Source organism: Arthrobacter sp. YD2, assembly GCF_030410475.1.
Lineage (GTDB): Bacteria > Actinomycetota > Actinomycetes > Actinomycetales > Micrococcaceae > Arthrobacter_B > Arthrobacter_B zhangbolii.
This window is the reverse complement of record NZ_JAUHHB010000002.1, coordinates 262,563-286,859: the sequence shown is the minus strand read 5'-3', so window position 1 is coordinate 286,859 and position 24,297 is coordinate 262,563. Positions and strand designations below refer to the sequence as shown.

24 protein-coding genes are annotated in these 24,297 nt (G+C 65.4%); 6 read left to right on the top strand and 18 right to left on the bottom strand.

Annotation, left to right across the window (positions count from 1 at the left end):
- Window positions 1-2: 2 nt before the first annotated feature.
- Window positions 3-1,814: an aspartate--tRNA ligase gene (gene aspS / locus QWJ37_RS07950; RefSeq protein WP_227927742.1), complete on the bottom strand. Its 1,812-nt coding sequence runs from the start codon at window positions 1,812-1,814 to the stop codon at window positions 3-5.
- A gap of 124 nt (window positions 1,815-1,938) precedes the next feature.
- On the opposite strand from aspS, the gene QWJ37_RS07945 reads away from it, so the two are divergent.
- Window positions 1,939-3,237 carry an APC family permease gene (locus QWJ37_RS07945; protein ID WP_290244988.1) on the top strand — a complete coding sequence of 433 codons (1,299 nt, stop codon included), beginning with the start codon at window positions 1,939-1,941 and terminating at the stop codon, window positions 3,235-3,237.
- Here the strand turns inward: QWJ37_RS07945 and QWJ37_RS07940 are convergent.
- Window positions 3,234-4,250: an adenosine deaminase gene (locus tag QWJ37_RS07940; protein WP_290244987.1), complete on the bottom strand. Its 1,017-nt coding sequence runs from the start codon at window positions 4,248-4,250 to the stop codon at window positions 3,234-3,236. The two genes, QWJ37_RS07945 and QWJ37_RS07940, sit on opposite strands and share 4 nt — an antisense overlap.
- Window positions 4,251-4,409: 159 nt before the next feature.
- Complete coding sequence (gene hisS, locus QWJ37_RS07935) at window positions 4,410-5,750, bottom strand: histidine--tRNA ligase (RefSeq protein WP_227927739.1); 1,341 nt, start codon at window positions 5,748-5,750, stop codon at window positions 4,410-4,412.
- Window positions 5,751-5,927: 177 nt separating this feature from the next.
- On the opposite strand from hisS, the gene QWJ37_RS07930 reads away from it, so the two are divergent.
- From QWJ37_RS07930 to QWJ37_RS07920, 3 genes are all read left to right on the top strand, one after another.
- Window positions 5,928-6,686 (top strand): peptidylprolyl isomerase, encoded by a 759-nt coding sequence (locus QWJ37_RS07930; protein WP_227927738.1) that lies wholly within the window; start codon window positions 5,928-5,930, stop codon window positions 6,684-6,686.
- A 53-nt stretch (window positions 6,687-6,739) separates the two neighbouring features.
- The gene (locus QWJ37_RS07925) at window positions 6,740-8,170 is read left to right on the top strand and encodes a DUF349 domain-containing protein (protein ID WP_227927737.1); all 1,431 of its coding nucleotides are present in this window, start codon (window positions 6,740-6,742) and stop codon (window positions 8,168-8,170) included.
- A 95-nt stretch (window positions 8,171-8,265) separates the two neighbouring features.
- Entirely contained in the window at window positions 8,266-8,883 is a 618-nt protein-coding gene (locus tag QWJ37_RS07920) for a type IV toxin-antitoxin system AbiEi family antitoxin (protein WP_290244986.1), read from the top strand.
- Window positions 8,884-8,904: 21 nt separating this feature from the next.
- Here QWJ37_RS07920 and QWJ37_RS07915 read toward each other — a convergent pair whose 3' ends face one another.
- From QWJ37_RS07915 to pdxT, 9 genes are all read right to left on the bottom strand, one after another.
- Complete coding sequence (locus QWJ37_RS07915) at window positions 8,905-11,283, bottom strand: bifunctional (p)ppGpp synthetase/guanosine-3',5'-bis(diphosphate) 3'-pyrophosphohydrolase (protein WP_269436284.1); 2,379 nt, start codon at window positions 11,281-11,283, stop codon at window positions 8,905-8,907.
- 150 nt (window positions 11,284-11,433) lie between these two features.
- Window positions 11,434-12,447, bottom strand: coding sequence for a protein translocase subunit SecF (gene secF / locus QWJ37_RS07910; RefSeq protein WP_290244985.1), 1,014 nt, complete (start codon window positions 12,445-12,447; stop codon window positions 11,434-11,436).
- Window positions 12,447-14,174 carry a protein translocase subunit SecD gene (gene secD / locus QWJ37_RS07905; protein ID WP_227901730.1) on the bottom strand — a complete coding sequence of 576 codons (1,728 nt, stop codon included), beginning with the start codon at window positions 14,172-14,174 and terminating at the stop codon, window positions 12,447-12,449. Before secD ends, secF begins: the two co-directional genes overlap by 1 nt.
- A gap of 93 nt (window positions 14,175-14,267) precedes the next feature.
- On the bottom strand, window positions 14,268-14,705 hold the full coding sequence (locus tag QWJ37_RS07900; RefSeq protein WP_341482008.1) for a preprotein translocase subunit YajC: 438 nt from the start codon (window positions 14,703-14,705) through the stop codon (window positions 14,268-14,270).
- Window positions 14,706-14,808: 103 nt separating this feature from the next.
- The gene (ruvB, locus tag QWJ37_RS07895; protein WP_227901727.1) at window positions 14,809-15,903 is read right to left on the bottom strand and encodes a Holliday junction branch migration DNA helicase RuvB; all 1,095 of its coding nucleotides are present in this window, start codon (window positions 15,901-15,903) and stop codon (window positions 14,809-14,811) included.
- A gap of 1 nt (window position 15,904) precedes the next feature.
- The gene (gene ruvA, locus QWJ37_RS07890; protein WP_227927735.1) at window positions 15,905-16,531 is read right to left on the bottom strand and encodes a Holliday junction branch migration protein RuvA; all 627 of its coding nucleotides are present in this window, start codon (window positions 16,529-16,531) and stop codon (window positions 15,905-15,907) included.
- A gap of 73 nt (window positions 16,532-16,604) precedes the next feature.
- On the bottom strand, window positions 16,605-17,204 hold the full coding sequence (gene ruvC, locus QWJ37_RS07885; RefSeq protein ID WP_290244984.1) for a crossover junction endodeoxyribonuclease RuvC: 600 nt from the start codon (window positions 17,202-17,204) through the stop codon (window positions 16,605-16,607).
- Between the two features lie 12 nt (window positions 17,205-17,216).
- The gene (locus QWJ37_RS07880; RefSeq protein WP_227901724.1) at window positions 17,217-17,975 is read right to left on the bottom strand and encodes a YebC/PmpR family DNA-binding transcriptional regulator; all 759 of its coding nucleotides are present in this window, start codon (window positions 17,973-17,975) and stop codon (window positions 17,217-17,219) included.
- A 3-nt stretch (window positions 17,976-17,978) separates the two neighbouring features.
- Window positions 17,979-18,725 carry a pyridoxal 5'-phosphate synthase glutaminase subunit PdxT gene (pdxT, locus tag QWJ37_RS07875; RefSeq protein WP_290244983.1) on the bottom strand — a complete coding sequence of 249 codons (747 nt, stop codon included), beginning with the start codon at window positions 18,723-18,725 and terminating at the stop codon, window positions 17,979-17,981.
- 109 nt (window positions 18,726-18,834) lie between these two features.
- Here pdxT and QWJ37_RS07870 point away from each other — a divergent pair, with 109 nt between their 5' ends.
- Both QWJ37_RS07870 and QWJ37_RS07865 read left to right on the top strand, forming a co-directional pair.
- Window positions 18,835-20,106 carry a Mur ligase family protein gene (locus QWJ37_RS07870; RefSeq protein WP_227927732.1) on the top strand — a complete coding sequence of 424 codons (1,272 nt, stop codon included), beginning with the start codon at window positions 18,835-18,837 and terminating at the stop codon, window positions 20,104-20,106.
- Complete coding sequence (locus tag QWJ37_RS07865) at window positions 20,103-20,849, top strand: glutamine amidotransferase (protein ID WP_227901718.1); 747 nt, start codon at window positions 20,103-20,105, stop codon at window positions 20,847-20,849. Before QWJ37_RS07870 ends, QWJ37_RS07865 begins: the two co-directional genes overlap by 4 nt.
- A gap of 104 nt (window positions 20,850-20,953) precedes the next feature.
- Here the strand turns inward: QWJ37_RS07865 and QWJ37_RS07860 are convergent, their stop codons facing one another.
- The 6 genes from QWJ37_RS07860 to QWJ37_RS07835 all read right to left on the bottom strand — a co-directional run bounded on the left by QWJ37_RS07860 (window position 20,954) and on the right by QWJ37_RS07835 (window position 24,237).
- Complete coding sequence (locus QWJ37_RS07860; protein ID WP_227927730.1) at window positions 20,954-21,163, bottom strand: hypothetical protein; 210 nt, start codon at window positions 21,161-21,163, stop codon at window positions 20,954-20,956.
- Between the two features lie 135 nt (window positions 21,164-21,298).
- The gene (locus tag QWJ37_RS07855; protein WP_290244982.1) at window positions 21,299-21,697 is read right to left on the bottom strand and encodes a hypothetical protein; all 399 of its coding nucleotides are present in this window, start codon (window positions 21,695-21,697) and stop codon (window positions 21,299-21,301) included.
- A 182-nt stretch (window positions 21,698-21,879) separates the two neighbouring features.
- Window positions 21,880-22,482, bottom strand: coding sequence for a class I SAM-dependent methyltransferase (locus QWJ37_RS07850; RefSeq protein WP_290244981.1), 603 nt, complete (start codon window positions 22,480-22,482; stop codon window positions 21,880-21,882).
- Window positions 22,483-22,523: 41 nt separating this feature from the next.
- Window positions 22,524-22,811 (bottom strand): DUF1905 domain-containing protein, encoded by a 288-nt coding sequence (locus tag QWJ37_RS07845; RefSeq protein ID WP_227927727.1) that lies wholly within the window; start codon window positions 22,809-22,811, stop codon window positions 22,524-22,526.
- Between the two features lie 76 nt (window positions 22,812-22,887).
- The gene (locus QWJ37_RS07840) at window positions 22,888-23,637 is read right to left on the bottom strand and encodes a phosphotransferase (RefSeq protein ID WP_227901709.1); all 750 of its coding nucleotides are present in this window, start codon (window positions 23,635-23,637) and stop codon (window positions 22,888-22,890) included.
- 51 nt (window positions 23,638-23,688) lie between these two features.
- Window positions 23,689-24,237 carry an NUDIX domain-containing protein gene (locus tag QWJ37_RS07835; protein ID WP_290244980.1) on the bottom strand — a complete coding sequence of 183 codons (549 nt, stop codon included), beginning with the start codon at window positions 24,235-24,237 and terminating at the stop codon, window positions 23,689-23,691.
- Between the last annotated feature and the right edge of the window lie 60 nt (window positions 24,238-24,297).

Genomic DNA, 24,297 nt, shown 5'->3' with positions numbered 1-24,297 from the left:
TCCTACTTCTTTTCGTCGGCCTTCTTTTCGTCAGCCTTCTTCTCCTCGGCCTTCTTGGCCTCCGGCTTGAAGTCCACACCGGCTTCCTTGCGCTGCTGGGCGGTGATCGGTGCCGGAGCGGCGGTCAGCGGATCGTAGCCGCCGCCGGACTTCGGGAACGCGATCACGTCGCGGATGGAGTCGGTACCGGCCAGCAGGGCCACCACGCGGTCCCATCCGAAGGCGATGCCGCCGTGCGGCGGGGCACCGTACTTGAAGCCCTCGAGCAGGAAGCCGAACTTCTCCTGGGCATCTTCCTGGCTCAGGCCCATCACCTTGAAGACACGCTCCTGCACGTCCCGCTGGTGGATACGGATGGAACCGCCGCCAATCTCGTTGCCGTTGCAGACAATGTCGTAGGCGTAGGCCAGGGCTGACTCAGGATCCGTGTCGAAGGTATCCATGAACTCGGGCTTGGGCGAGGTGAAGGCGTGGTGCACGGCCGTCCAGGCCCCGCCGCCCACGGCTACGTCGCCGGCAGCTACTGCTGCCGAGGCAGGCTCGAACATGGGGGCGTCAACCACCCAAACAAACGCCCAGTCCTTGGGATCGATCAGACCGGTGCGGTGGCCGATCTCCACGCGGGCGGCGCCCAGCAGGGCACGTGCCTCGCTCTTGTCGCCGGCAGCGAAGAAGATGCAGTCGCCCGGGTTGGCGCCCACCTTTTCCGCCAGGTTCTCCCGCTCGAAGTCGGTGAGGTTCTTGGCGACGGGGCCGGTCAGCGTACCGTCTTCCTGGACCAGCACGTAGGCCAGGCCCTTCGCGCCGCGCTGCTTGGCCCATTCCTGCCAGGCATCCAGCGTGCGGCGGGCCTGGGAGGCGCCGCCCGGCATCACCACGGCACCCACGTACGGGGCCTGGAAGACGCGGAAGGTGGTGTCCTTGAAGAACTCGGTGAGTTCGGTCAGCTCCAGGCCGAAGCGCAGGTCCGGCTTATCCGAGCCGTAGCGGGCCATGGCATCGGCGTAGGTCATGCGCGGGATGGGCGTTGTGATCTCGACGCCGATCAGCTTCCACAGCGACTTCACGATCTGCTCGCCGAGGGCAATGATGTCGTCTTCCTCAACGAAACTGGCCTCGATGTCCAGCTGCGTGAACTCCGGCTGGCGGTCCGCGCGGAAGTCCTCATCCCGGTAGCAGCGGGCAATCTGGTAATACTTTTCGAAACCGCCCACCTGCAGCAGCTGCTTGAACAGCTGCGGGGACTGCGGCAGGGCGTACCAGGAACCCGGGGCCAGGCGTGCCGGGACCACAAAGTCACGGGCGCCTTCCGGGGTGGAACGCGTCAGCGTGGGGGTTTCGATTTCCACGAAACCTTCATCATGCAGCAGTTCGCGGGCAACCCGGTTGGCTTCGGAGCGCAGGCGCATGGCTGCGGCGGGTGCCGGGCGGCGCAGGTCGAGGTAGCGGTGGCGCAGGCGCGCCTCTTCGCCAACTTCCACGTGCTCATCGATCTGGAAGGGCAGCGGATCCGAGGTATTCAGGATGACGGTCTTGTCCGCAATGACTTCAATCTCTCCGGTGGCCAGCGCCGGGTTCTCGTTGCCCTCGGGCCGCTTCTGCACGGTGCCGGTGATCTGCAGGACGTACTCGTTGCGCAGTCCGTGGAAGACATCCTCTTCACGCACCACTACCTGGGCCACGCCGGAGGCGTCGCGCAGGTCAAGGAAGGCAACACCGCCGTGGTCGCGCCGTCGGGCGACCCAGCCTGCAAGAGTAACGGTCTGTCCAATATGCTCGGCCCTCAGGGAACCAAGGGCATGAGTGCGCAGCACAGCTGTCCTTTCGAAAAACTTGCGGAAACCATTGTTTCCGCCCATTGTGAATACACTGTCTCCTTCAGAGTTTACCGGTGAACCACCCCCCACCCTGCCAAGTCCCTACCGATTGGAAGGTCATTTGTCCGGCAACACCCAGCCGCGCGTTCCCCTCGGCGGCTTTGATGCCACCACTGCCGGCATTGGATCCATCGTAGGTGCAGGTGCATTTGTCGCCTTCTCCCCCGCCGCAGCCGCCGCGGGGCCGGCCCTCGCGCTCTCGCTAGGCATCGCCGCTTTCGTGGCGCTGCTATGCGCCATGTCCACGTTCCAGCTCAGCCGGGCGGTGTCCCGCCGGCTCCCCGAAGACCGGGGCGGGGACGCAACGGCCCGCACGGCCGCGAGGATTCTGCTGGGCCCTTACAGCGGTTTCTTCTCCGGCTTCACCCTGCTATGGGGGCTGCTGCTTTCCACCGCCGTCCTTGCCCTGGCGTTCGGCGCCTATATTGTCCCCGAGCATCCGGTTGCCGGGGCTGTGGGCGCCGTCGTCCTGATGTCCGCGGTGAACCTGGCAGGCGTGAACCGGGGGAACTGGGCCACCCGTTTTATCCTGGCGTTCGTTTTCGCCATCCTTGCCTTTACGGTGGTGGTTCTCTTCAACGAGGCGCCCAACCAGCCGGTCCGGGTCGGTGCGGAAATTGAGCCGTCCGCGGCAGGGATGCTGCAGGGCGCCGGCCTGCTGTTCTTCCTCTTCTCCGGCTACACCAAGCTCGCCACCCTGGGCAAGGGTGTGCGCAATCCCTCCCGCAACCTCCCACTGGCCATCCCGGCTGCCATTGCCGTCTCGTTTGTCCTGTATCTGCTGATGGGGCAGTCTCTGCTGGCCTACTACGGGCCGGCGGCGCTGGCAGCGGAACCCGCCCCGCTGCTGGAGCCCCTGCAAAGCGTTGGCGCAAACGTCGGGACCGGGGCCATTGTGCTGGCCGCTGCGGCCGCGGCGCTGGGCGGGATCTGGGTACTGCTGGAATCGGCGGGCCGGACTGCTGCCGCCATGGCAGCGGACCGTGACCTCCCCTCCCTGTTCGGCCGGAGCCGGCCGGGCCGCGCCGGGTCGGATATCCCCTGGGCTGCGGAGATTTCGGGCGCCGCCGTGGTGATTGTGCTGGTGCTGATCGGGGACCTGGACGGCCTGATCGGGATGGCCTCGTTCGCCCTGCTGTTTTATGCCGCCATCACCACGGTGTGCGCTTTTATGCTCAAGGACCGGAGCCGGTACGCTCCCCGTGCGCTGAACGTTGCGGGCACGGCCGGGGCACTCCTGCTGGCGCTGGCGCTTCCGCCGCTGTCCATTTCGCTGATGCTGATCATCCTCGTGGCCGGCCTGGTGGTGCGGCTCAGCTTCCGCCGGCCGCGTTCCACCAAGCCGGACCCGACCCTCTAGGCGCCTGCGGCCTCCCAGCGGCGCACTTCGTGCAGCAGTTCCGCCCGGCGTCCCGGCGGGGCGAAGGACGCCTCGATGGAATTCGCCGCCAGCAGGCCCAGCTGCGCCCGGTCCAGCCCGAAGGCTTCCTGCACGGCCCGGAAGTTGTCATCCGCGTAGCCGCCGAAGTACGCCGGATCATCGGAGTTCACGGAAATGTTCAACCCGTGTTCCAGCATCTGCGGCAGGGGATGCGCAGCAAGGCTGTCCACCGCCTGCAGCCGCACATTCGAGAGCGGGCAGATGGTCAGCGGGATCTTCTCATGCACCAGGCGCTGCACCAGCTCCGGATCGTCAAGGCAGCGGATGTCATGGTCGATCCGGTCCACCAGCAACAGGTCCAGGGCCTGCTCAATGTAGTGCGAAGGCCCTTCCTCCCCGGCGTGTGCAACGGTCCGCAGGCCGGCCTCCCGGGCCCGCCGGTACAGCCCGATGAAGGCTTCGGGCGGGTTGCCCACCTCCGCGGAGTCCAGCCCGATGCCGATGATGGGTGCCTCCATGGCGAGCAGGTCCTCCAGAACATCCAGCGCCTCTTCTGCCGGGCGGTCCCGCAGGAACGCGGCGATGAGCGCGGTCGAGATCCCGAACTCCTCCTCACTGGCGGCCAGGGCGGCACAAACGCCCCGTACGGAGGTTTCCAGCGGTATGCCACGGACCAGATGCGCCTGCGGGTCCATCATCATTTCCACGTGCCGCACACCGGCAGCTGCCGCGCGGCGAAGGTACGCGCGGGTCATATCGGCAAAGTCGGCCTCTGTACGGAGCACATCCATGTTTGCGTAGTAGAGGTCCAGGAAGGACTGCAGATCAGTGAACCGGTAGCGTGCCTTCAGCTCCTCCAGTGAGGCATACGGCAGGGTGATGCCGTTGCGCCCGGCCAGCTCGAAAATCAGTTCCGGTTCAAGGGTTCCCTCAATGTGCAGATGCAGCTCGGCACAGGGCGGGGTGGAGGAAAGTGCGGGAGTGGTAGGCATGCTTTAAGCCTAGGCTTCCCGCCGTCCCGCGGCTAAACCGCGCGGTTAAACTCCGCGGCTGCACCCAGGATGCGGGGCGTCTCCCAGGGTGGGGCGTCTGCCAAGGCGCGGGCGGCCATTACCTACCGGAACGGCCGCCCGCCCTTCAGGCCGCTGACGCTAGGCCGGGGCAACCGTCACGGTCAGGTCCTCGGCCGGCGGGGTCCACAGCGCCGGATCGGCGGGCACCTGCTCGCCGGAGCGGATGTCCTTCACCTCATGGCTTCCGTCTTCGGCGGTGAACCAGACAAACGGGATGCCGCGGCGGTCCGCGTACTTGATCTGCTTGCCGAACTTCTCCGCCTTGGGCGCAACCTCCACGGAGATTCCCCTGCCGCGCAGCTGCGCAGCGGTGTCCTGGGCTGCGGACCAGGACTCGTCAGTGGCCAGGGTCATCAGCACTGCGGTGGGTACGCTGCGTGAGGCCTGCGCGAAGTCCTGGCTGAGGATCCGCATAACCAGCCGGGTGACACCGATGGACAGGCCCACGCCGGGGAAGGTCCTGCTGCCCTTGCTGGCCAGCGCGTCATAGCGGCCGCCGGAGCAGATGGATCCCAGCGCCTCGTGCCCCACCAGGACAGTTTCGTACACGGTACCTGTGTAGTAATCCAGGCCTCGGGCAATACTCAGGTCTGCCAGCACCCGGCCCGGTGCCCGCCGGGATGCTTCCCTGATGACTTCCGCCAGCTCGCCGAGTCCCTCTTCGAGCAGCTCGTTGCTGACGCCGAGGGCACGGACCTCATCCACGAAGGAGACGTCTTCGGCGCGGATGGAGGCCAGTTTCAGGGCAGCGGCTGCCTGCTCCGGGGTGGCCCCGAGTTCCTCCTGCAGCAGTTCGGCAACCCTTTCGGCGCCGATTTTCTCCAGCTTGTCGATGCTGCGCAGCACCCCGGCGGTGTCTTCCAGCCCGATGCCGCGGTAGAAGCCTTCGGCAAGCTTGCGGTTGTTGACCCGGATCTTGAATTCGGGGATGGGCAGGGCACCGAGCGCCTCAGCGATGACCAGCGCCAGCTCGACGTCGTACCGGAACGGCAGCGCGCCGTCGCCCACCACGTCAATATCCGCCTGGGTGAACTCGCGGGCCCGGCCTTCCTGCGGGCGCTCCCCGCGCCAGACCTTCTGGATCTGGTAGCGGCGGAACGGGAAGGAGAGGTGGCCGGCGTTTTCCACCACGTACCGGGCAAAGGGCACGGTCAGGTCAAAGTGCAGGGCCAGCTGGTTCGGATCCTCCTTGCCGGAGGCCTCCCCCTCTTCTGCCTGCAGGCGGCTCAGTGCGTAGACTTCCTTGTCGATTTCGCCCTTGCGCAGCAGCTGGCCCACCGTCTCCACCGCACGCGTTTCAATGTTGGAGAAGCCGTGCAGTTCAAAGGTGCGGCGCAGCACGTCCAGGACATGGAGTTCAACCAGGCGCTCCTGCGGTAGCCATTCGGGGAAACCGGACAGTGAGGCCTTGCGTGCCATGGTGGCGAACTCCTTAGCTGGGCGATGGCACGGGCAGCAGCGCTCCCGGCCGAAACAGAAATGCACACGCTGACGTGCGTAAACTATGTGCGGCACTCATTTTAGCCTCTTGGATGCAGACCGCGTTTCTGCCAGGGCGCGGACCCGGGAGGCCCGACCCTGCTCAAGGAGGCAACGGTGGCGGCAAACCGCACCAACCGCGAAGACAGGCGCCGGGTGGCCCGGATCCAGGCCCGCCGGGCGTTCGACGCGTCGCGGACCCAGCGCCGGAAACGGGACAACCTGTTCGCGGGTGCCGCTGCGGCCGTGGTCCTGGCCCTGGCCGTCTCCCTGCAGATCAGCTGGTTCAGTTCCAACCCCACGGCCGAGGAACTGGCACTGGTGAAGGAACAGGCCGCTTCGGGGCTGCCGAGGGAGATCCCGGATAAGTCGCTGGCAGAGGGCAGGACCTTCACCGGGTCACTGGCACTGGGCCAGGGCGAGGTGGGAGTGGAGCTGGACGGTAATGCAGCCCCGCAGGCTGCAGCAGTGTTCAAGACCCTCGCCGATGACGGGTACTTCGACGGCAAGGACTGCCACCGCCTGACGGCCACCGAGCAAATGGGTGTGCTGCAGTGCGGTTCCGAGAACGGTGACGGCAAGGCCGATCAGGACTTCCTTTGGGGGCCGGTGGAGAACACGCCGGAGGATGGTTTCTACCCGGCAGGCAGCATTGCCGTGGCCCGCGGAGCTGACGGCGACAGCCACGGCACACAGTTCTTCATCGTTTACAAGGATTCGGTGATAACGCAGGAAACCGGCGGCTACACGATAATGGGTAAGGTAACGTCAGGTCTTGACGTAGTGGAGTCCATCGCATCCCGGGGCATTGCTTCCGGGGCGGACGATGGGCAACCGAATGACCGGGTGACGATCAATTCGTTCACCCTGAATTAAGTGGCGGCGCGGGCTTCGCAAACTGCCATCCATCGAGTGAAAGACTTTTAGCGGTGACAGACAGTCAGAAATCCGACGAAACAGCAGGCCAGACCGCCCCGGAGACGAGCCGGCCTGCCGCTCCCAGCCCGGCAGCCCTCGCAGGTCGCCGCCCCACCCCTGCCGCCGCGGGCCCCCGGCCCGCCGCTGCCGCACAGCCGGTGGTAGCGGCTCCCGCAGCCCACTCCACGCCGCTGGCGGAAGCAGCCCGGTTTGCCCGCGTCGAAGAGGACGGCCACGTCTTCCTCCTGGTTGACGGCGAGGAATTCCCCGTTGGCCAGTTCCCCGATGCGTCCAAGGACGAAGCGCTGGCCTACTTCGTCCGCAAGTACGACGACGCCGCCAGCCAGCTGCTGCTGCTGGAACAGCGGATCCAGGTCAAGGCCCCGGCCGCCGATATCCGCAAGACCCTCAAGCACCTGGCCCAGCAGATCGCCGAGCGCAAGATGGTGGGTGACGTGCTGGCACTGGACGCCCGCGTCGAGTCGCTGGAAACCGCCCTGAAGGAGGCCGAGGCCGCCGAGCGCGCCGAAGCCGAAGCCATCAAGGCCAGGGAGCTTGCCGCCCGCGAAGCCATTGTTGCCGAAGCTGAAGAGATTGCTGCCAAGGACCCGGCGAGCATCCAGTGGAAAACCAGCAGCAACCGGATGAACGAGCTCTTCGACGCCTGGAAGTCCGCGCAGAAGAACGGTCCGCGGCTGGGCCGCAGCGCCGAGGATTCCCTCTGGAAGCGTTTCCGCTCCGCCCGGACGGTGTTCGACCGGCACCGCCGCGCCTACTTCTCCCAGCTGGACAGTGAAAACGCCTCCGCCAAGTCCGCGAAGGAAGCACTGATTGCCCGTGCGGAAGAGCTGTCCACCTCCACGGACTGGGGCAACACCGCCGCTGAGTACCGGCAGCTGATGGACGAGTGGAAGGCCTCCAAGCGGGCCAGCCGCAAGGACGACGACGCCCTGTGGGCTCGTTTCCGTGCTGCCCAGGACAAGTTCTTTGCCGCCCGCCAGGCCGCGAATGAAGTCATCGATGAGGAGTTCGCCGCCAACCTGGTGGTCAAGGAAGAACTGCTTGCCGAAGCCCAGGGGCTGCTGCCGGTCACTGACCTGGCCGCCGCCCGGAAGGCTCTTCAGTCCATCCGTGAGCGCTGGGAGGACGCCGGTAAGGTGCCCCGCGCCGACATGGGGCGAATGGAAGCCGGAATCCGCAAGGTGGAAGAGGCAGTAAAGGCCGCCGAAGACGAGCACTGGCAGCGAAGCAACCCCGAGACGAAGGCACGCACCAACTCTGCGCTGTCCCAGCTCGAGGCGACCATCGCGTCCCTGGAACAGGATCTTGCCGATGCCGAGAAGGCCGGCAACGCCAAGAAGATCGCCGACGCACGCGAGGCCCTCGAGGCCCGTCAGCAGTGGCTGGCCATGCTGCAGAAGTCCGCACAGGACTTCGCCTAGCAGCTACCTCCGAAGCATCCGGCCCCGCCTCTCCGTTATCCACAACGGAGAGGCGGGGCTTTCGCATTGCCGGGCCACGGACCACGCTGGTGTCCATGCCGGTCCAGCTTTTCCCTTCGCCGGGAGCACTCCCCCAGGTCACGTCCACGGGCGGGGCCCTGTTTACCGCGGGTGTGCCGTTCGGCCACGCCGAACTGCAGGCAATGGCCATGGATGGCCTGCTGCGGCATGTGTACGCCGAGACCTACGTTCGCTGGGATGTCCGGCCGGACCCGGTGATTCGCGCTTTGGCCGCTTCCCGGGTACTGCCCGCCGGACTGCGGCCGCGGCTGACCATGGGCAGGATGACGGCGGCATGGATCTTCGGATGCGCCCCGCGGCCGCTGCGGCTGGATGTGATGGCGGACCGGCGCAGCCGCACGGGTGCGCTGCGCCCCTTCAGCACGGCGGTCCTCCACGAAGTGCTCCTCGGTCCGGCGGACCGTGTCCTGGTGGGAACGGTGCCGGTGACGTCTCCGTTGCGAACCGCCGTCGACATAGCCCTGCATGCGCGCACCGTGGACGCTGTCCCGGCACTGCGCCGGCTCGCCGCCCACCCCGCGCTGGGCTGCCGGCTGGAACTGGTCCGGCGGGCGCTGGACGCAGGCCGGCGGGTGCCGGGCAAAGCCGCAGCCCTGGAACGCATCGACGCCGCGTCGGCGCCGGTCGGATAACCCGGCACCGTCATCCGGCGGCTAGACCCGGCGCTGGGACCCCGTGGTGCGGTAGACGTCGAACACGCCGTCGATCTTCCGGACGGCGCTGAGGATGTGGCTGAGGTATTTCGGATCGCCCATCTCGAACACGAACTTCGACATGGCCACCCGGTCACTGGAGGTATTCACGCTCGCAGAGAGGATATTCACGTGGTTCTCGGACAGCACCCGCGTGACGTCCGAGAGCAGGCTCTTGCGGTCCAGCGCCTCGACCTGGATTTCGACCAGGAAAACACTGGACTGGGTCGGAGCCCATTCCACCGGCACGATGCGGTCCGGCACGGCCCGCAGTTCCTGGACGTTGCGGCAGTCGCTGCGGTGCACCGAGACGCCCGAGCCCCGGGTCACGAACCCGATGATCGGATCCGGCGGCACCGGGGTACAGCAGCGGGCCAGCTTGATCCACACATCGCCGGCACCGCGCACCGTAACGCCGGAGTCGGTGAACTTGGGACGCCGGGCGGCCGTGGACACCGGCGTTTCGGCCAGATCCTCTTCGGCGCCCTGGTGCCCGCCCATCAGGTTGACCAGATGCTCAATGACATTCTGGGCCGAGGTGTGCCCGTCGCCGACGGCTGCGTAAAGCGCGGAAATGTCCTGATGGTGCAGTTCCTCCGCCACAGCCACCAGCGCGTCATGGGTCATCAGGCGCTGCAGCGGCAGGTTCTGCTTGCGCATACCGCGGGTGAGCAGGTCCTTGCCCTTTTCGATCGCCTCTTCACGGCGTTCCTTGGTGAACCACTGGCGGATCTTGTTGCGTGCCCGCGGGCTCTTGACGAAGCCCTGCCAGTCCTGGCTGGGACCGGCACCTTCAGCCTTGGACGTGAAGATCTCCACCCAGTCGCCGTGCTGGAGTTCGCTGTTCAGCGGAACCAGCTTCCCGTTGACCCGTGCGCCAATGGTCCGGTGACCCACCTCGGTGTGCACCGCGTACGCAAAGTCCACCGGCGTCGACCCGGCAGGCAGGGCCATAACCTCGCCCTTGGGGGTAAAAACAAACACTTCACGGGCATTGATTTCGAACCGCAGGGAGTCCAGGAACTCATCCGGATCCGAAGTTTCCTGCTGCCAGTCCACCAGGCTGCGCAGCCAGCCCATGTCATCAGCGGTTTCGGGCGCCTTGTTCCCGTCCTTGTACTTCCAGTGCGCGGCCACACCGTACTCGGCACGGCGGTGCATGTCATGCGTACGGATCTGGATTTCCACCGGCTTGCCGCCGGGCCCGATCACCGTGGTGTGCAGCGACTGGTACATGTTGAACTTCGGCATCGCGATGTAATCCTTGAACCGCCCGGGCAGCGGATTCCATCGCGCGTGCAGGGCACCCAGGGTCGCATAGCAGTCACGCACCGAGTCCACCAGGACGCGCACGCCCATCAGGTCATGGATATCGTCGAAGTCTTTGCCCCGCACAATCATCTTTTGGTAGATGGAGTAATAGTGCTTGGGCCGGCCCGTAATGGTGGCCTTGATCTTCACCGCGTGCAGGTCATCGGCAATCTGGGACCGCACGGTGCTTAGGTACTTCTCCCGCTCGGGGGTCCGGTCGCCGACCATTCGCACAATTTCGTCATACACCTTGGGGTGCAGCGCTGCGAAGGAGAGATCCTCCAGCTCCCATTTGATGGTGTTCATACCCAGGCGGTGTGCCAGCGGGGCGAAGATTTCGAGGGTTTCGCGGGCCTTTTTGGCGGAGGACTCCGGGGAAACAAAACGCCAGGTCCGGGCGTTGTGCAGTCTGTCGGCGAGCTTAATAACCAGGACGCGGATGTCCTTGGCCATGGCGACCACCATTTTGCGGACGGTCTCGGACTGCGCGGCGTCGCCGAAGGTGACCTTGTCCAGCTTGGTCACGCCGTCCACCAGCATGGCCACTTCGGGGCCGAACTCGCGGCGGAGCTCTTCCAGCGTGTAGCTGGTGTCCTCCACGGTGTCATGCAGCAGGGCGGCGGCCAGTGTTGTACCCGTCATCCCCAGTTCAGCGAGGATGGTGGCTACGGCAACGGGGTGGGTGATGTAGGGATCGCCGCTCTTGCGTTTCTGGCCCTCGTGGCTGCGCTCGGCCACCACGTACGCCCGCTGGATCAGGTCCAGGTCTTCCCTCGGGTTATTGACCCGGACAGTGCGCAGCAGCGGCTCCAGCATCGGCGAGTAGCCGGGGTTGCCGCGGCCGGCCAGGCGGGCAAGGCGCGCCCGGGTGGAGTGGCGCCGGCCTGCTGCCGGCCTGGGAGCAGGCTCCACCGCCGCAGCCTCAGTACCTGCGGCGCTCTCCGTGCCACTGGCAATCCCGGTGGTACGGCCGTTTCCTGCCTCATTGGCAGGCGTTGCACTGTTGGCCACTGCCGACCTTTCTTCCATGCTTTAAAAGCTGGTGCTCAACGTTCACGTGACGGCTGCACAAAAATGCCCTGTCCACCAGTCTAAGCCTGCCTGTGCCGCACTTAAACCGCAGGTTCCGTACTCCTTGGGCGGAGTACGGAACCTGGCAGGTGGATTGATGCTCCCGGGCTAGGCGTTGACCGTCTCGGTCTTTGCTTCCAGGGCCCGGCGTTCGGCTACCCGCTTGGCCTGCTTGCGGATATCCGGCTCGTTCCGGCGCAGCCATGCATACATGGGCGCCGCAACGTAGATGGTGGCAATGGTGCCCAGGATGATCCCGACAAACAGTGCCAGGGACAGGTCCTTCAGGGTGCCGGCGCCCAGCAGCAGGGCACCGATGAACAGGATGGATGCCACCGGCAGTACCGCCACCACGGAGGTGTTGATGGACCGGACCAGGGTCTGGTTGACGGCCAGGTTCACCTCCTCGGCGAAGCTGCGCTTGGTTCGCTTGTCCAGGTCCTTGGTGTTTTCCCGGACCTTGTCGAAGACCACCACCGTGTCATAGAGCGAGTAGCTCAGCACCGTCAGGAAACCGATAATGGCAGACGGCGTGACTTCAAAGCCGATCAGCGCGTACACCCCGGCGGTCACCACCATCACCACCAGCAGTCCGGTAACGGCAGCCAGGGACATTTTCCAGGTGCGGAAATACAGCGCCATCAGCACCGCGGCCAGGGCCACGAAAACAATCAGGCCCACCAGTGCCTGCCGGCTCACATCGCTGCCCCAGGTGGGGCCGATGAAGGTCGAGGTCACCTCGTCCTGGCTGACATCGTAGGTGTCCGCCAGCGACTCCTTGACCTGGATGGTCTGGTCATCGCTGAGCTTTTCGGTCTGGATCCGCATGGTGCCCGGAGCGATGTTCGTGACCTTGGGGTCGGAGCTCCCGGCCACTTCGGCGACGGCTTCCTCACCGCGGCTGACGTCCGTATTGCTGACGTTGGAGACGGTGAACTCGGAACCGCCGCGGAATTCGATACCGAGGTTGAATCCGCCCTTGGCTACGGGGATCAGGATGGAAAGCAGTACCGCGGCAGCCGCGATCAGGAACCACAGCTTCGCTTTGCCAACGAAGTTGTAGGAACGCTTTCCGGTGTACAGATCATTGCCGAATGCGGCGAAACTGGGGAGCTTGCTCATTACTCGCCGTCCTTTTCGGAGCTGCGGCCGCTGCCGGCCATGGAGTTCTGCTTCTCGGCAAGCCGCCGCTCTGCGATGGTCAGGCGCCGTTCAGCTTCCTTCGCGGCGGCCTTGTTCTTGCCGCGCAGTGCCGGAGAATCTCCTGGCTCACGCAGGCGTCCGGCACCCCGGTACAGCGGCACCGCGCCGAGTTTGGTGGTATCCAGGCCGGAGAACCGGTGCCCTTCGCCGAAGAACCTGGTCCGGGCCAGCAGCACCATGGTCGGGTGGGTAAACATAAACACCACAATGAGGTCGGCGATAGCCGTCAGCCCCAGGGTGAACGCGAACCCGCGGACATTGCCGACGGCCACGAAGTAGAGCACGACGGCGGCAAGAATGTTTACTGCCTTGGACGCCAGCACGGTGCGCTTGGCGCGCTTCCAGCCGTTGTCCACTGCCGAGACCAGGCTGCGTCCGTCACGGAGCTCATCACGGATGCGTTCAAAGTAGACGATGAACGAGTCAGCGGTCTGGCCGATGGCGACAATCAGACCGGCTACGCCGGCCAGCGAGAGCCGGTAGTTCTGGCTCCAGCCCAGGATGGCGATGGCCAGGTAGGTCAGCACACCGGCGACCACCAGCGAGGCGATGGTCACCAGCCCGAGGGCCCGGTACTGGAACAGGGAGTAGACGGCCACCAGGATCAGGCCGATCAGGCCGGCAATGATGCCCATCCGCAGCTGGTCGGCACCGAGGGTGGCGGAGACCTGCTGCTCGCTCTGGATTTCGAAGCTGATGGGCAGTGCGCCGTACTTCAGCTGCTCGGACAGCGCCTCGGCGCTTTCCTGCGTGAAGTTGCCGGTGATCTGCGGCTTGCCGTCGGTGATGACGGCGTTGACCGTGGGGGCGGAGATGATCTGCCCGTCCAGGACAATCGCGAACTGGTTCCGCGGATCGCCCTGCGGGAACGCGAACAGCCGCTCGGTGACCTGACGGAAGGTGTCCGTACCTTCACGGTTGAACTCGATGTTGACGGCCCACTGGTTGGTGGAGATGCCGTTGTTTCCCTGCGCCATGCCGAAGCTGGCCGTGGAAATCTCGGCACCGGGAACTTCCACCGGGCCGAGGATGTACTTGCCGGCGGTGCCGGGCTCGCAGGCGACCATGGGCTGGTCGGCAGCGGCCTGTTCAGCATTGGCCAGGGTGTCCGGGTTCAGGCAGTCCGTGGTTTCGAACTCGGTCTGCAGTTCCGGGGAGATCCAGTTCGGATCGGATCCGTCTGTGGGCTCCGCCGTGGGCGTGGGCAGCTGCTCCGCCGGTGTCGGATCGGTGACTGCCGCACCCTGCCCGCCGCCGCCGGCCAGGACCGGGCGGAACTCCATCTGCGCCGAAGCCTGGATCAGCTCACGTGTCTCTGCATCGGGAACACCCGGCAGGGAGACCACCACGTTGCGGTTGGACTGCGTGCTGATCTCGGCTTCGGAGACACCGCTGCCGTCCACACGCTGGCGGATGATCTCCACCGCCTGCTCCAGCTGTTCGGCGTTGATATCGGAGCTGGCTCCCTGAACCTTGGGAGCAAGGATCATCTGGGTGCCGCCCTCGAGGTCGAGGGCAAGTTTTGGGGTCCAGCTGGCGTTGCTCCACATGGAGCCGCCACCAAGCAGGAGGGCCAGGGCAGCAAAAATGACGCCCAGCCAAATGAGCGTCTTTTTCGCGGCCGAGCCGGGGCCGGTACGGGGCATAGGGAATTTTCCTTTGGGGCGAAGATCACCGGCGCCGAGCGGGCTCCGGTGAGGCAAGCAGGGCGGCAATGCCCTGCTTAGCTCGTGGAGAGTCTAGTTCTCTTTTGTATCGTCGCGGCTCAGGCGCTTGAGTGTTTCTTCAGGCGTCTCATTCCGGGCGGAGGCATCCTGATTGGCGTCGGCATCCCGTGCCGCACCCTTGCCCAGGGTCAGGGAGGACGCATCGTCGGGAACCTGCGGGGTTTCCTCGGCCTCTGCCTCTTCAGCGGGCTGCTGCACAACTACCTTGGTCAGCGCCTGCAGGTGCACGGTGGCGGTGTTGCCCGGGGAAAGTTCCAGGACTGCCTTGTTTTCCTCCTGGTCCACGGAAACGATCCGTCCGAAAAGCCCGAACTGGGTCATGACCTCGGTGCCCGGAACCATCTGGGAGCGCTGCTGGGCCACCGACTGCGTCGTCTTCTTCTGCTTGCGGAACATCATGATGACGAAGACCGCCAGAAGCAGGGGAATGAAGAGATCAGCGATATTCACGTGGGGAAATCCGTTTCTTTTGAGGAAGGTTGTGGCAGATCCGGGCATCCGGGCCGAGACCGTGCCTAGGGCCAGTCTAAGGGGAAAACGTGAAAGGCTCCTGTTAAGTTTCCGGGACCAGTCCGTCGCCGGGCGAAGAGGACGTGTTTATCCCCGGTCCGGAGAACATGTTTGCCGGCATTGCCGCAGCGACGTGTTCAGGCATCTGCAGCCCCAGGTGCTCCCAGGCGGCACGGGTGGCAATCCGTCCGCGCGGGGTCCTGCCCAGCAGGCCTTCGCGGACCAGATACGGTTCGGCGACGGTTTCCACGGTCTCGGGTTCCTCGCCGACGGCAATGGCCAGCGTGGACAGCCCCACCGGTCCCCCGTTGAACTTGGTGATCAGCGCCGTCAGCACAGCCCGGTCCAACCGGTCCAGGCCCAGCACATCCACTTCATACATATCCAGGGCGGCACCGGCCGAACGGGCGTCAATCTGTTCGACCCCGTGCACCAGGGCCCAGTCCCGGACGCGGCGCAGGAGCCGGTTCGCGATTCGGGGCGTACCGCGGGAGCGGCCGGCCACTTCGGCAAAGCCGGCCGAGTTGACCTTCATGTCCATCAGCATGGCCGAGCGGCGCAGTACCAGTTCCAGCTCGTCGGTGGAGTAGAACTCCAGGTGACCGGTGAAACCGAAGCGGTCCCGCAGCGGGCCCGGCAGCAGGCCGGCCCGCGTGGTGGCACCGACCAGGGTGAACGGGGGAAGCTCCAGCGGGATGGCAGTGGCTCCTGCTCCCTTGCCCACCACAATGTCCACCCGAAAATCCTCCATGGCCATGTAGAGCATTTCCTCCGCCGGGCGGGACATCCGGTGGATTTCATCCAGGAACAGCACCTCCCCCTCGGTCAGGGAGGAAAGAATGGCGGCGAGGTCGCCGGCATGCTGGATAGCGGGGCCGGAACTGATCCGCAGAGGTGCGTTCATTTCCGCGGCAATGATCATGGAGAGTGTGGTCTTGCCCAGGCCGGGAGGGCCGGAGAGCAGGACGTGGTCTGCGCTGCGGCCGCGCAGGCGGGATGCTTCCAGGACCAGGGAGAGCTGTTCGCGGACGCGTTTCTGCCCCACGAAATCATCAAGATTCTTGGGCCGAAGGGCCGCTTCAATGGCTTTGTCGTCCGGATCCGGACCGGGGGCAACCAGGGAATCAGCGGTAGGCACGTCAGCCGGCCTTCCGGCGCGAAGCGGTCCGGGCGCCGTCGGTACCCAGCCTGCGCAGGGTCAGTTTCAGGATTTCCCCGACGTTGCCGGCGGCCGCGATGTCCGGGTATTCAGCGGCGGTGTCCTCGATGGCGGCGGTGGCATCCTTCTCGGACCAGCCCAGCCCGGTCATGGCGGCAAGGACCTGCTCCTGCCAGCGCGGGGCGGCCGGGTTCTCCACGGTGCCGTGCGGCACCAGCTTGTCCGCCAGTTCCAGGACAATCCGGCGGGCTCCCTTGGGCCCGATGCCGGAGACCTTGCTGAAGGCTTTGTCATCCCCGCTGGACGCCGCCACCCGGATGGCTTCGGGGGTATGCACGGCCAGGACGGCCAGCGCGATCCGCGGTCCGACGCCACTGACGCCCAGGAGAATTTCGAAGACCTCCCGCTGGTCCGCGTCGGTGAACCCGTAAAGCGTCATGGAGTCCTCACGGACAATCATGGCGGTGTGGATGAACGCTTCATTGCCCGTGCGCAGGGTTGCCAGGGTCTGCGGGGTGGCCTGGATCAGCATCCCGAGCCCGTGCACATCAATGACGGCGGAGGTGAGGCCGACGTGCGAAACGACCCCGCGGAGGGAACTGATCATGAAGGAACTCCAGAGGCTGTATAGAACATATCTACGAATACCCTACTTGCTGGCGCCTGCATTGCCGTGCTGATCAGTAGCTTCCGCGTTTTGCCCGGGCTTCCGCCTCGGCCCACAGCCGCTGGGCCGGGGTCTGTCCCGATGCCGGCGCGGCACCCCTGGAGGCGGACCCTGCCGTAGGCCCGGGGCCGGCGACGCCGCGGCGCCAGGCGTGGGTGATGGCCAGGGCCAGGGCGTCGGCGGCGTCGGCCGGCTTGGGCATTTCATCCAGCCGGAGGATCTTGGTGACCATCTTGCCCACCGCGTCCTTATTCGCCGAGCCGGACCCGGTGACCGCGGCCTTCACCTCGGTGGGGGTGTGCAGCGCCACGGGGATCCCGCGCCGTGCCGCGGCGGCAATAACGACACCCGAGGCCTGGGCGGTGCCCATGACGGTGCTGACGTTGAGCTGGCTGAACACCCGTTCCACGGCGAGGACATCAGGCCGGTGGGTGTCCAGCCACAGTTCGATCGCTTCGGAAATCACCAGCAGGCGGGCGTCCAGCGCCGTTCCTGCCACTGTGCCGACAACTCCCACGGCCACAAGGGTGGCCCGGCGGTTCCCTTCGACCTCTACTACTCCGAGGCCGCAGCGAGTCAGGCCGGGGTCCACCCCCAGGACGCGTATAGACACTGAGCGGGCTGCTTAGTCGTCTTCTTCAAGCTCGGCCATAACCTCGGCCGGGATGTCTGCGTTGGAGTACACGTTCTGGACGTCGTCGAGGTCTTCAAGCGCGTCAACCAGCTTCAGGAACTTCCGGGCTGCATCGGCATCCAGGGACACGTGCATGGACGGAACGAACTCCGCTTCATCCGTTTCGTAGTCGATGCCGGCTTCCTCCAGGGCACCCACGACGGCGCGCAGGTCCTGCGGCTCGGAAATGATCTCGAAGTTCTCCCCGGATTCCTTGACCTCATCGGCTCCGGCGTCCAGGACGGCCATCAGCAGATCATCCTCGGTCAGGCCGTTCTTGGGCAGGTTGACCACACCCTTGCGGGTGAACATGTAGGCCACGGATCCGGGATCGCCCATGTTGCCGCCGTTGCGGGTAACCGCCAGGCGCACCTCTGAGGCGGCACGGTTTTTGTTGTCCGTGAGGCACTCGATCAGCAGGGCCGAGCCCTGGGGTCCGTAGCCTTCGTACATGATGGTCTGGTAGTCGACGGCCTCGCCGAGCAGGCCGGCGCCGCGCTTGACGGCACGGTTGATGTTGTCGATCGGCACGGACGTCTTCTTGGCCTTGGACACGGCCAGTTCAAGGGCCGGGTTGCCCGCCATGTCGGCTCCGCCGGCACGTGCTGCAACTTCGATGTTCTTGATCAGCTTGGCGAAGGACTTGGCGCGCTTGGCATCAATTACGGCCTTCTTGTGCTTGGTGGTTGCCCATTTAGAGTGGCCCGACATGCTCTACGCTTCTCCTCTGATCATCTGGATAAATAGTTCATGGATGCGGAGCTCCCCCGTTATTTCCGGATGGAAAGAGGTTGCCAGCAGATTCCCTGAACGCACTGCCACAATTCTAGCGACCGAATCCGGTTCCGGCGCCGAAACCATGCCCGGATCCGCTGACCGGTTCATGGAAGGGAGCGGAACGGGACCAGGCTGCGCATCCCGGACCCGGGCCAGGACGCGCACCGAGTCGCCTGCCTTCTCCACTTCGGGTGCCCGGATAAACACTGCCTGGACCGGGGGCGGCTCTGCGCCGGGAGGCAGTGACGGAAGGGAATCCAGGCCGTCGAACACAAGCTGTGTTTCAAAGGACTCGCGCTGGCGCCCGAAGGCGTTTCGGCGCACCAGGATATCCAGTCCCCCAAGGGTTTCCTGTGGACGCCCGTCACGGTCAGTGGCCGGATCCACCAGATGGTCCGCCAGCAGAATCAGCCCGGCACAGGATCCGTATACCGGGAACCCTCCGGAGATGGCGTCTTCGAGCGGGTCCGCCAGGCCGTAGGTGCGCAGCAGCTTGCCCATGGTGGTGGATTCCCCGCCCGGCAGCACCAGCCCGGACAACCCCTCCAGGTCGCCGGGACGGCGGACGGGAACAGCGGCTGCCCCCGTCGCCGCGATGGCCGCCGCATGTTCACGCACGCCGCCCTGCAGTGCCAGGACCCCCACCCGCAGGCCTGTGCCGGGGGAACCTGTGAAGTTGGTCATTGCCTTATTCTAGGCAGCCCGGTGCACGCCCACGGTACCCCGGCCGGGCAACGGCCGGGCAACAGCCCGCAGCGTCCGGAGATATGGCCGTGCGCTATATTCAGTAACCATGAGTTCTTTCTCCATCCTGGTCGGAAAACTGGTCCGCAGTGCCTCCAAACTGCGCGGCGGCGGTTCCGCCCTGCCGGGCCTGGTGGTGGAGAAAATCGATCCCGACTTCATCCGCCGCACCCTCGCGGACCTGCCGCTCGGCGTCGCCGTCGTCTCCGGAACCAACGGTAAAACCACCACCACCAAGATGGTGGTGGAGCTGCTCGAAAGCCAGGGCCTGAAGGTCTTTACCAACCGCACCGGCAGCAACTTCACCCGCGGTGTGGCCGCCGCCCTGCTGGGAGAGGTGAACCTCCGCGGCCGGCTCGATGCCGATATTGCCGTCCTGGAACTGGATGAGGCACATGCGGTGCACTTCGTGAAGCTGATCCGGCCCCGCTACAGCCTGCTGCTGAACGTACTGCGGGACCAGCTGGACCGGTTCGGCGAAATCGATAAGACCACCCGGCTGCTGGAGCAGATTGCCCGCGCCACCACCGAGACCGTGGTGCTGAACCGCGAAGACCCCCGGGTGGCCGGCATTGCAGAGTCCCTGAACGGACAGCGCGCCGTGTACTTCGGACTGGACGCGTCACTGCGCAGCACCTTCCCTAACGACGACGAGATGCGCGGCAGCCTGGCCGAGGCCCTCGCGGCCACGCAGGAGGCCGACGTCGTGCTCCAACGCGTGGGCGAGGCCGACGCCGACTTCCTGGTGGACGGCCAGGTGCGGTCCTCGGGACTGAAGCTGCGCGGGGTCTACAACATCTTTAATGCCGCAGCCGCACTGGCCTTTGCACGGACCATCAAGGGCGCCGACCTGGATTCCGACGCCCTGTTCGAGGCACTGGCCAATGTTGAGCCGGCCTTCGGGCGCGGGGAATCCCTGACCGTCAACGGCCAGCCGCTGGAACTGGTGCTGGTGAAGAACCCCAGCGGCTTCCGCCTCGGCCTGAAGTCCTTCGCGGCGCACGGGTACTCGACCATGATCGCCATCAATGACAACTACGCCGACGGCCGGGACATGTCCTGGCTGTGGGACGTGGACTTCGAATCGCTGGCCGACGGCGGCGTCGACGTGGTGAGCGGCGTGCGGGCCTACGACATGGCGCTGCGCCTGAAGTATGACGACGTGCCCGTCCGCACCATCGAGCCGGACATTACCGATGGCCTGAAACGTTTTATCAAGGACTCCCCCGGGGTCCCCATGCGGATCTTCTGCACGTACACCGCCATGCTGGCCGTGCGTCGGGAGCTCTCCAAGATCACGAAGGTGGAGGTGGTCTCATGAGTGCGGACCGTACGATCAGGATCCTGCAGCTGTACCCGCGGGAAATGAATATCTATGGAGACTGGGGCAATGTCCTGGTGCTCAAGCAGCGGCTGAAGTGGTACGGCTACTCCCCAGTCGTCGAGGAATACAACGCCGGCGACGAGTTCCCGTCCGACGTCGACATCATTGTGGGCGGCGGCGGCCAGGACAGCGGACAGGTAGTGATCCAGCAGGACCTCCAGCAGCTTGCCCCCACCCTCCGTAAGCTGGCCGACGACGGCCTGCCGATGCTGGTGATCTGCGGGCTCTACCAGCTCTTCGGAAAGTTCTTCAAGACACATGAGGGGACGCTGATTCCGGGGATTGGGATCCTGGATCTGGAAACCCACGGCGGGGATGTCCGGCTGATCGGCAACGTCCTCTCGGTCAGCAGCGAGTTCGGCGAGATCCACGGCTACGAGAACCACAGCGGCCAGACCTTCCTCGGTCCCGGCGTCGAGCCGTTGGCCGAAGTCCGCAAGGGCGAAGGCAACAACACCAAGGACAGCACCGAGGGCGCCCGGTATAAGAACGTGGTGGCCAGCTACCTGCACGGTTCCCTGCTGCCGAAGAATCCGGCCATTGCGGATTTCCTGATCGAGCAGGCAGCGGTCCGGAAGTTCGGCAGCTTTGAGCCGGTGCCGCGGTCCGAAGAGGATCTTGCTGACCTGTCCAAGCTTTCCGACCTGGCCCGCCAGCACGCCGGGCAGCGTCCGCGCTAGCGTCCGGGGCGCCTTCGGGACTCCGTCCGGGCAGCGTCCGCGCTAGCGTCCGGGCAGCGACCGCGGTAGGGTCCGGGGCGCCTCGAGCCGGCGTCGCGGCTTTCCTAGTCCGTGCCGGTTCCCGGGCCCATGCGTCGGCTCCGCGAGGCGGCGACCGCGAAACAGAGTGCACCGGCAGTCAGGACCAGGACTGTGACGAGCCGGACGGACCCGAAGTTCTCGAACAACCCCGGTGTCAGGATCACGGCCAGCGCCCCCAGCAACGCTGCACCGATAATGAAGAAAGCCGGGCGGTACTCGCGGGTCGTGTTCATGCCCGCAGCCTATCCGCCCATGGTGGAGCCGGCGAATCTTCTGCCCCCGGTCCGGGCACGCACCGGGCGCTCGTGCTGGCGCACGTGCCCGCGGCCGCCCCTGCCGCCGCGTCAGTAGCCGCCCCTGCCGCCGCGTCAGTACCCGTCGGAAGTTCTGCGCTTCAGATACCTGCCGGCATAACCCGCCAGGAGCGCCGTCGTGATTCCGCTCAGGAGGCTGAGCCCGATACCGATGAAAAGGAGTGCGAGAGCCGATCCCCCGCCCGGAAGTACCAGGGCGGCTGCGGCGGCGGTGAAGATACCGGCTCCCATTCCGGCCGCCGAAGCCGGAGACCTTCGCGAACGTCCCGGGCGTACCGTGTCCTGCACCAGCAATCCTATGGCCGCGCCAAGAAAGCTGACCAGAGCGGCGCCCGCACCAACAAGCGCGCCCGTGACTGCATGGACCACCGCCACTCCCGGCCACGACGTCCCGGAACTCCAGCCCGCAAAGACGGGGTCGGAACGTGCCTGGAATTCGGACGCTATGCTCACCGCTGCTCCCGCCAGGCCGCCTGATACGGTTCCGCACAACAGCATCGCGAGGCCGAGCAGGCCTAAGAGCTTCCCCACCCTCATATCTCCGCCTTCCCTGGTGCCAACACTAGCCGCGTACGCAGCCGGGACCCGATGCGTGCCGTTCCGAAAACTGTCCAACATTCCAGCACCCCACCGCGTCAGACCAAGCAAGCAGTCATGGCGGCGTGGGCCCGTTTGCCGGGATCCCGGCGCGTTTCCACCTCAAGCACCTCGAACCCCGCTTCGGCTAGTAACTGTCCCATCGCTTCGACGGACCAGTAGTAAGCCGTGCTCACGGCATGCGGAAAAGGTGTCCCGGGAGGTCCGTCGAAGAATCCGATGAGAATCCGTCCGCCCCGGACCAGGGCGCGCCCCATCTCCGCGAACACCAAAGAGAGCTCGTCAGGCGGGACATGAATGAGCGAATACCAGGCCAGCACGCCGTGCAATGAATCATCAGGGACGCCCATCTGTCGGAACGAGGCGACGCGAAAAGGCACACCGGGAAAACGCAGGCGGGCACTGTGAATGAATTCGGGGACAAAATCGATCCCCTGGACCATCGTTCCGCCCCGGTGGAGGAAGTCGGTCCACTGGCCGGGCCCGCACCCGGCGTCCACTACCCGGCCCTCAATACCTGCTGCCCAATTGCCGATGCGCTGCCGATCCAGCTCGTGCGTATCCCCGATGCATCCCAGCAGACTGGTGTATTCGGCCGCCCGCGCCCCATACGCCGATCGGGTGGATTCATCACTGCCCATGCCGTTGAGCCTAGCGGGCAGCTGACGGCGCGCCCCGGAACTCAGGAAAGCCGCTCCGAAACCGATACGACGACGTCGTCGCCGATGTCCTTCCCGATCTTCTTCCGCAGCTTGGCGCTGACCGAGAGCATGTGGCCTCCGGTGCCGGTAGGCATCAGGGCCGCGCGTACCGGTTCCCCGTCCACCGTTGCAGCGACCTTGACGGCCTTGCCCGTGCCGAACAGATTCTTGGAGTCCGGGATTTCGACGCAGGACCAGACATCACCCTTGATATGCATGCCGATCGGAGCCGTGAAGTGCAGATCCATCGGTCCTGTCTCAGTGCTCATAAGCCCCCCTGCGGTTGGAACCGCCGCCTGTAAGCGCCGTGGCGGCGCCCCGGCGTCGGCCGACGTTTCTGATGTGCTAGCCCAACAGTGCTGCTGTCCATATCTTCTGATGGACATGAACATAGTCCGTGGCTGCCCGCCAGTGTTCCCCGTGGCCCTGAACGTACATGGATCCCCAGGGTTCACGGCCCGTGGCGTGCGAAGACTCCAGCAGGTGGTGCATGGCCGCAGCGCGCTGGTGCATTGCTTCCGGCAACTGCTCCCGAAGGCCTCGTTCCGCCCCGTAGCCGTCAACGAACGCAACCAGATTTCCCGCCGCCCGCTCCGGTGTCAACGTCGTGTCTGAGAGCGTAAACGCCTGGGCAGCATAGGCGAGATCCCATAGTCGCGTGCTGGGTGCGGCAGCATCCCAGTCAATGAACACCCAGCGGTCACCGATAAGGAGGTTCCAAGGAGCCAGATCGTTATGACAGACCAGGTTGTTTCCCGGGGCCGGGATTGCTCCGGCCCATTTCGCTTCAGGGGAGGGCACGAACGTTTCGCTCGCATCATGGATGGCACGGACCATTGCTCCAACCCGGCGAAGCTCCGCCTGCGTGAGCCGAGGCGATTCGAGGGCAAGCCGTCCGGGTATGAATTCGGTGATTTGCCGGCCCTGCTCATCCCTGCCCAGAACCGCGGGGACGTCTACGCCGGCCTTCCGGACCGCGGTCATGAGTTCGAATACGTGTGGCGTCGATTCTGTCCACGGCTTTCGGACCGTATTCCCAATCCGCACAACGGCGGCCGCGACGTTGCCGCCTTCGAGTAGTTGCTCCCCATCCATCACCCGATGCTAGCCGTCACTCCTCCAGGGAATGCCCTGGACACACGGCGTTCAGCACCCTGCCTCCGGCAGAGCCATAGCCGCGCGCCGCACGTAATCCAGCCGTTCGTGGAATCCCTTCGGAAGCTGGGCCGGCAATTCGCTGACCGGGAACCAGCGGACGGCCTCGCTTTCATCGCTCACAGTGGTTACGGCATCCGGGCTGATGACCGCAGCGAACCCCACGTCCCAATGTGCTGAACAGGTGAAACCGCCCTGCAACTCGTGCCGGTCGATATCAATGATTGCCGGCGAGAGCAGGGCAAGAGCGCCAAGTCCGGATTCCTCGCGGGCCTCCCTTTGGGCGGCTTCGGCCACCGTTGCGTCTTCCGGCTCGATATGGCCGCCGAACTGCACCCAGAAGCGGCCCTTGCGGTGGAAACACAGGAGAACGTGCTCGAATCCGGGTGAAAAGACGAAGCAGGACCCGGTGACATGTTCCGGGCCGCCATCCTTGCGTAGCGCGGCGTCTCCCATTGCATTCAGGAAGCGCAGATACGCTTCTTTCTGCTTTGAATCGGGAAGGGTCCGCAGATGGGTAAGTAGATCTTCGAGGGGCATACTGTCATTTTGCCGCACACGGCAATGAGTCACTGAGCAGCAGAGTTTCGGCTCAACCGC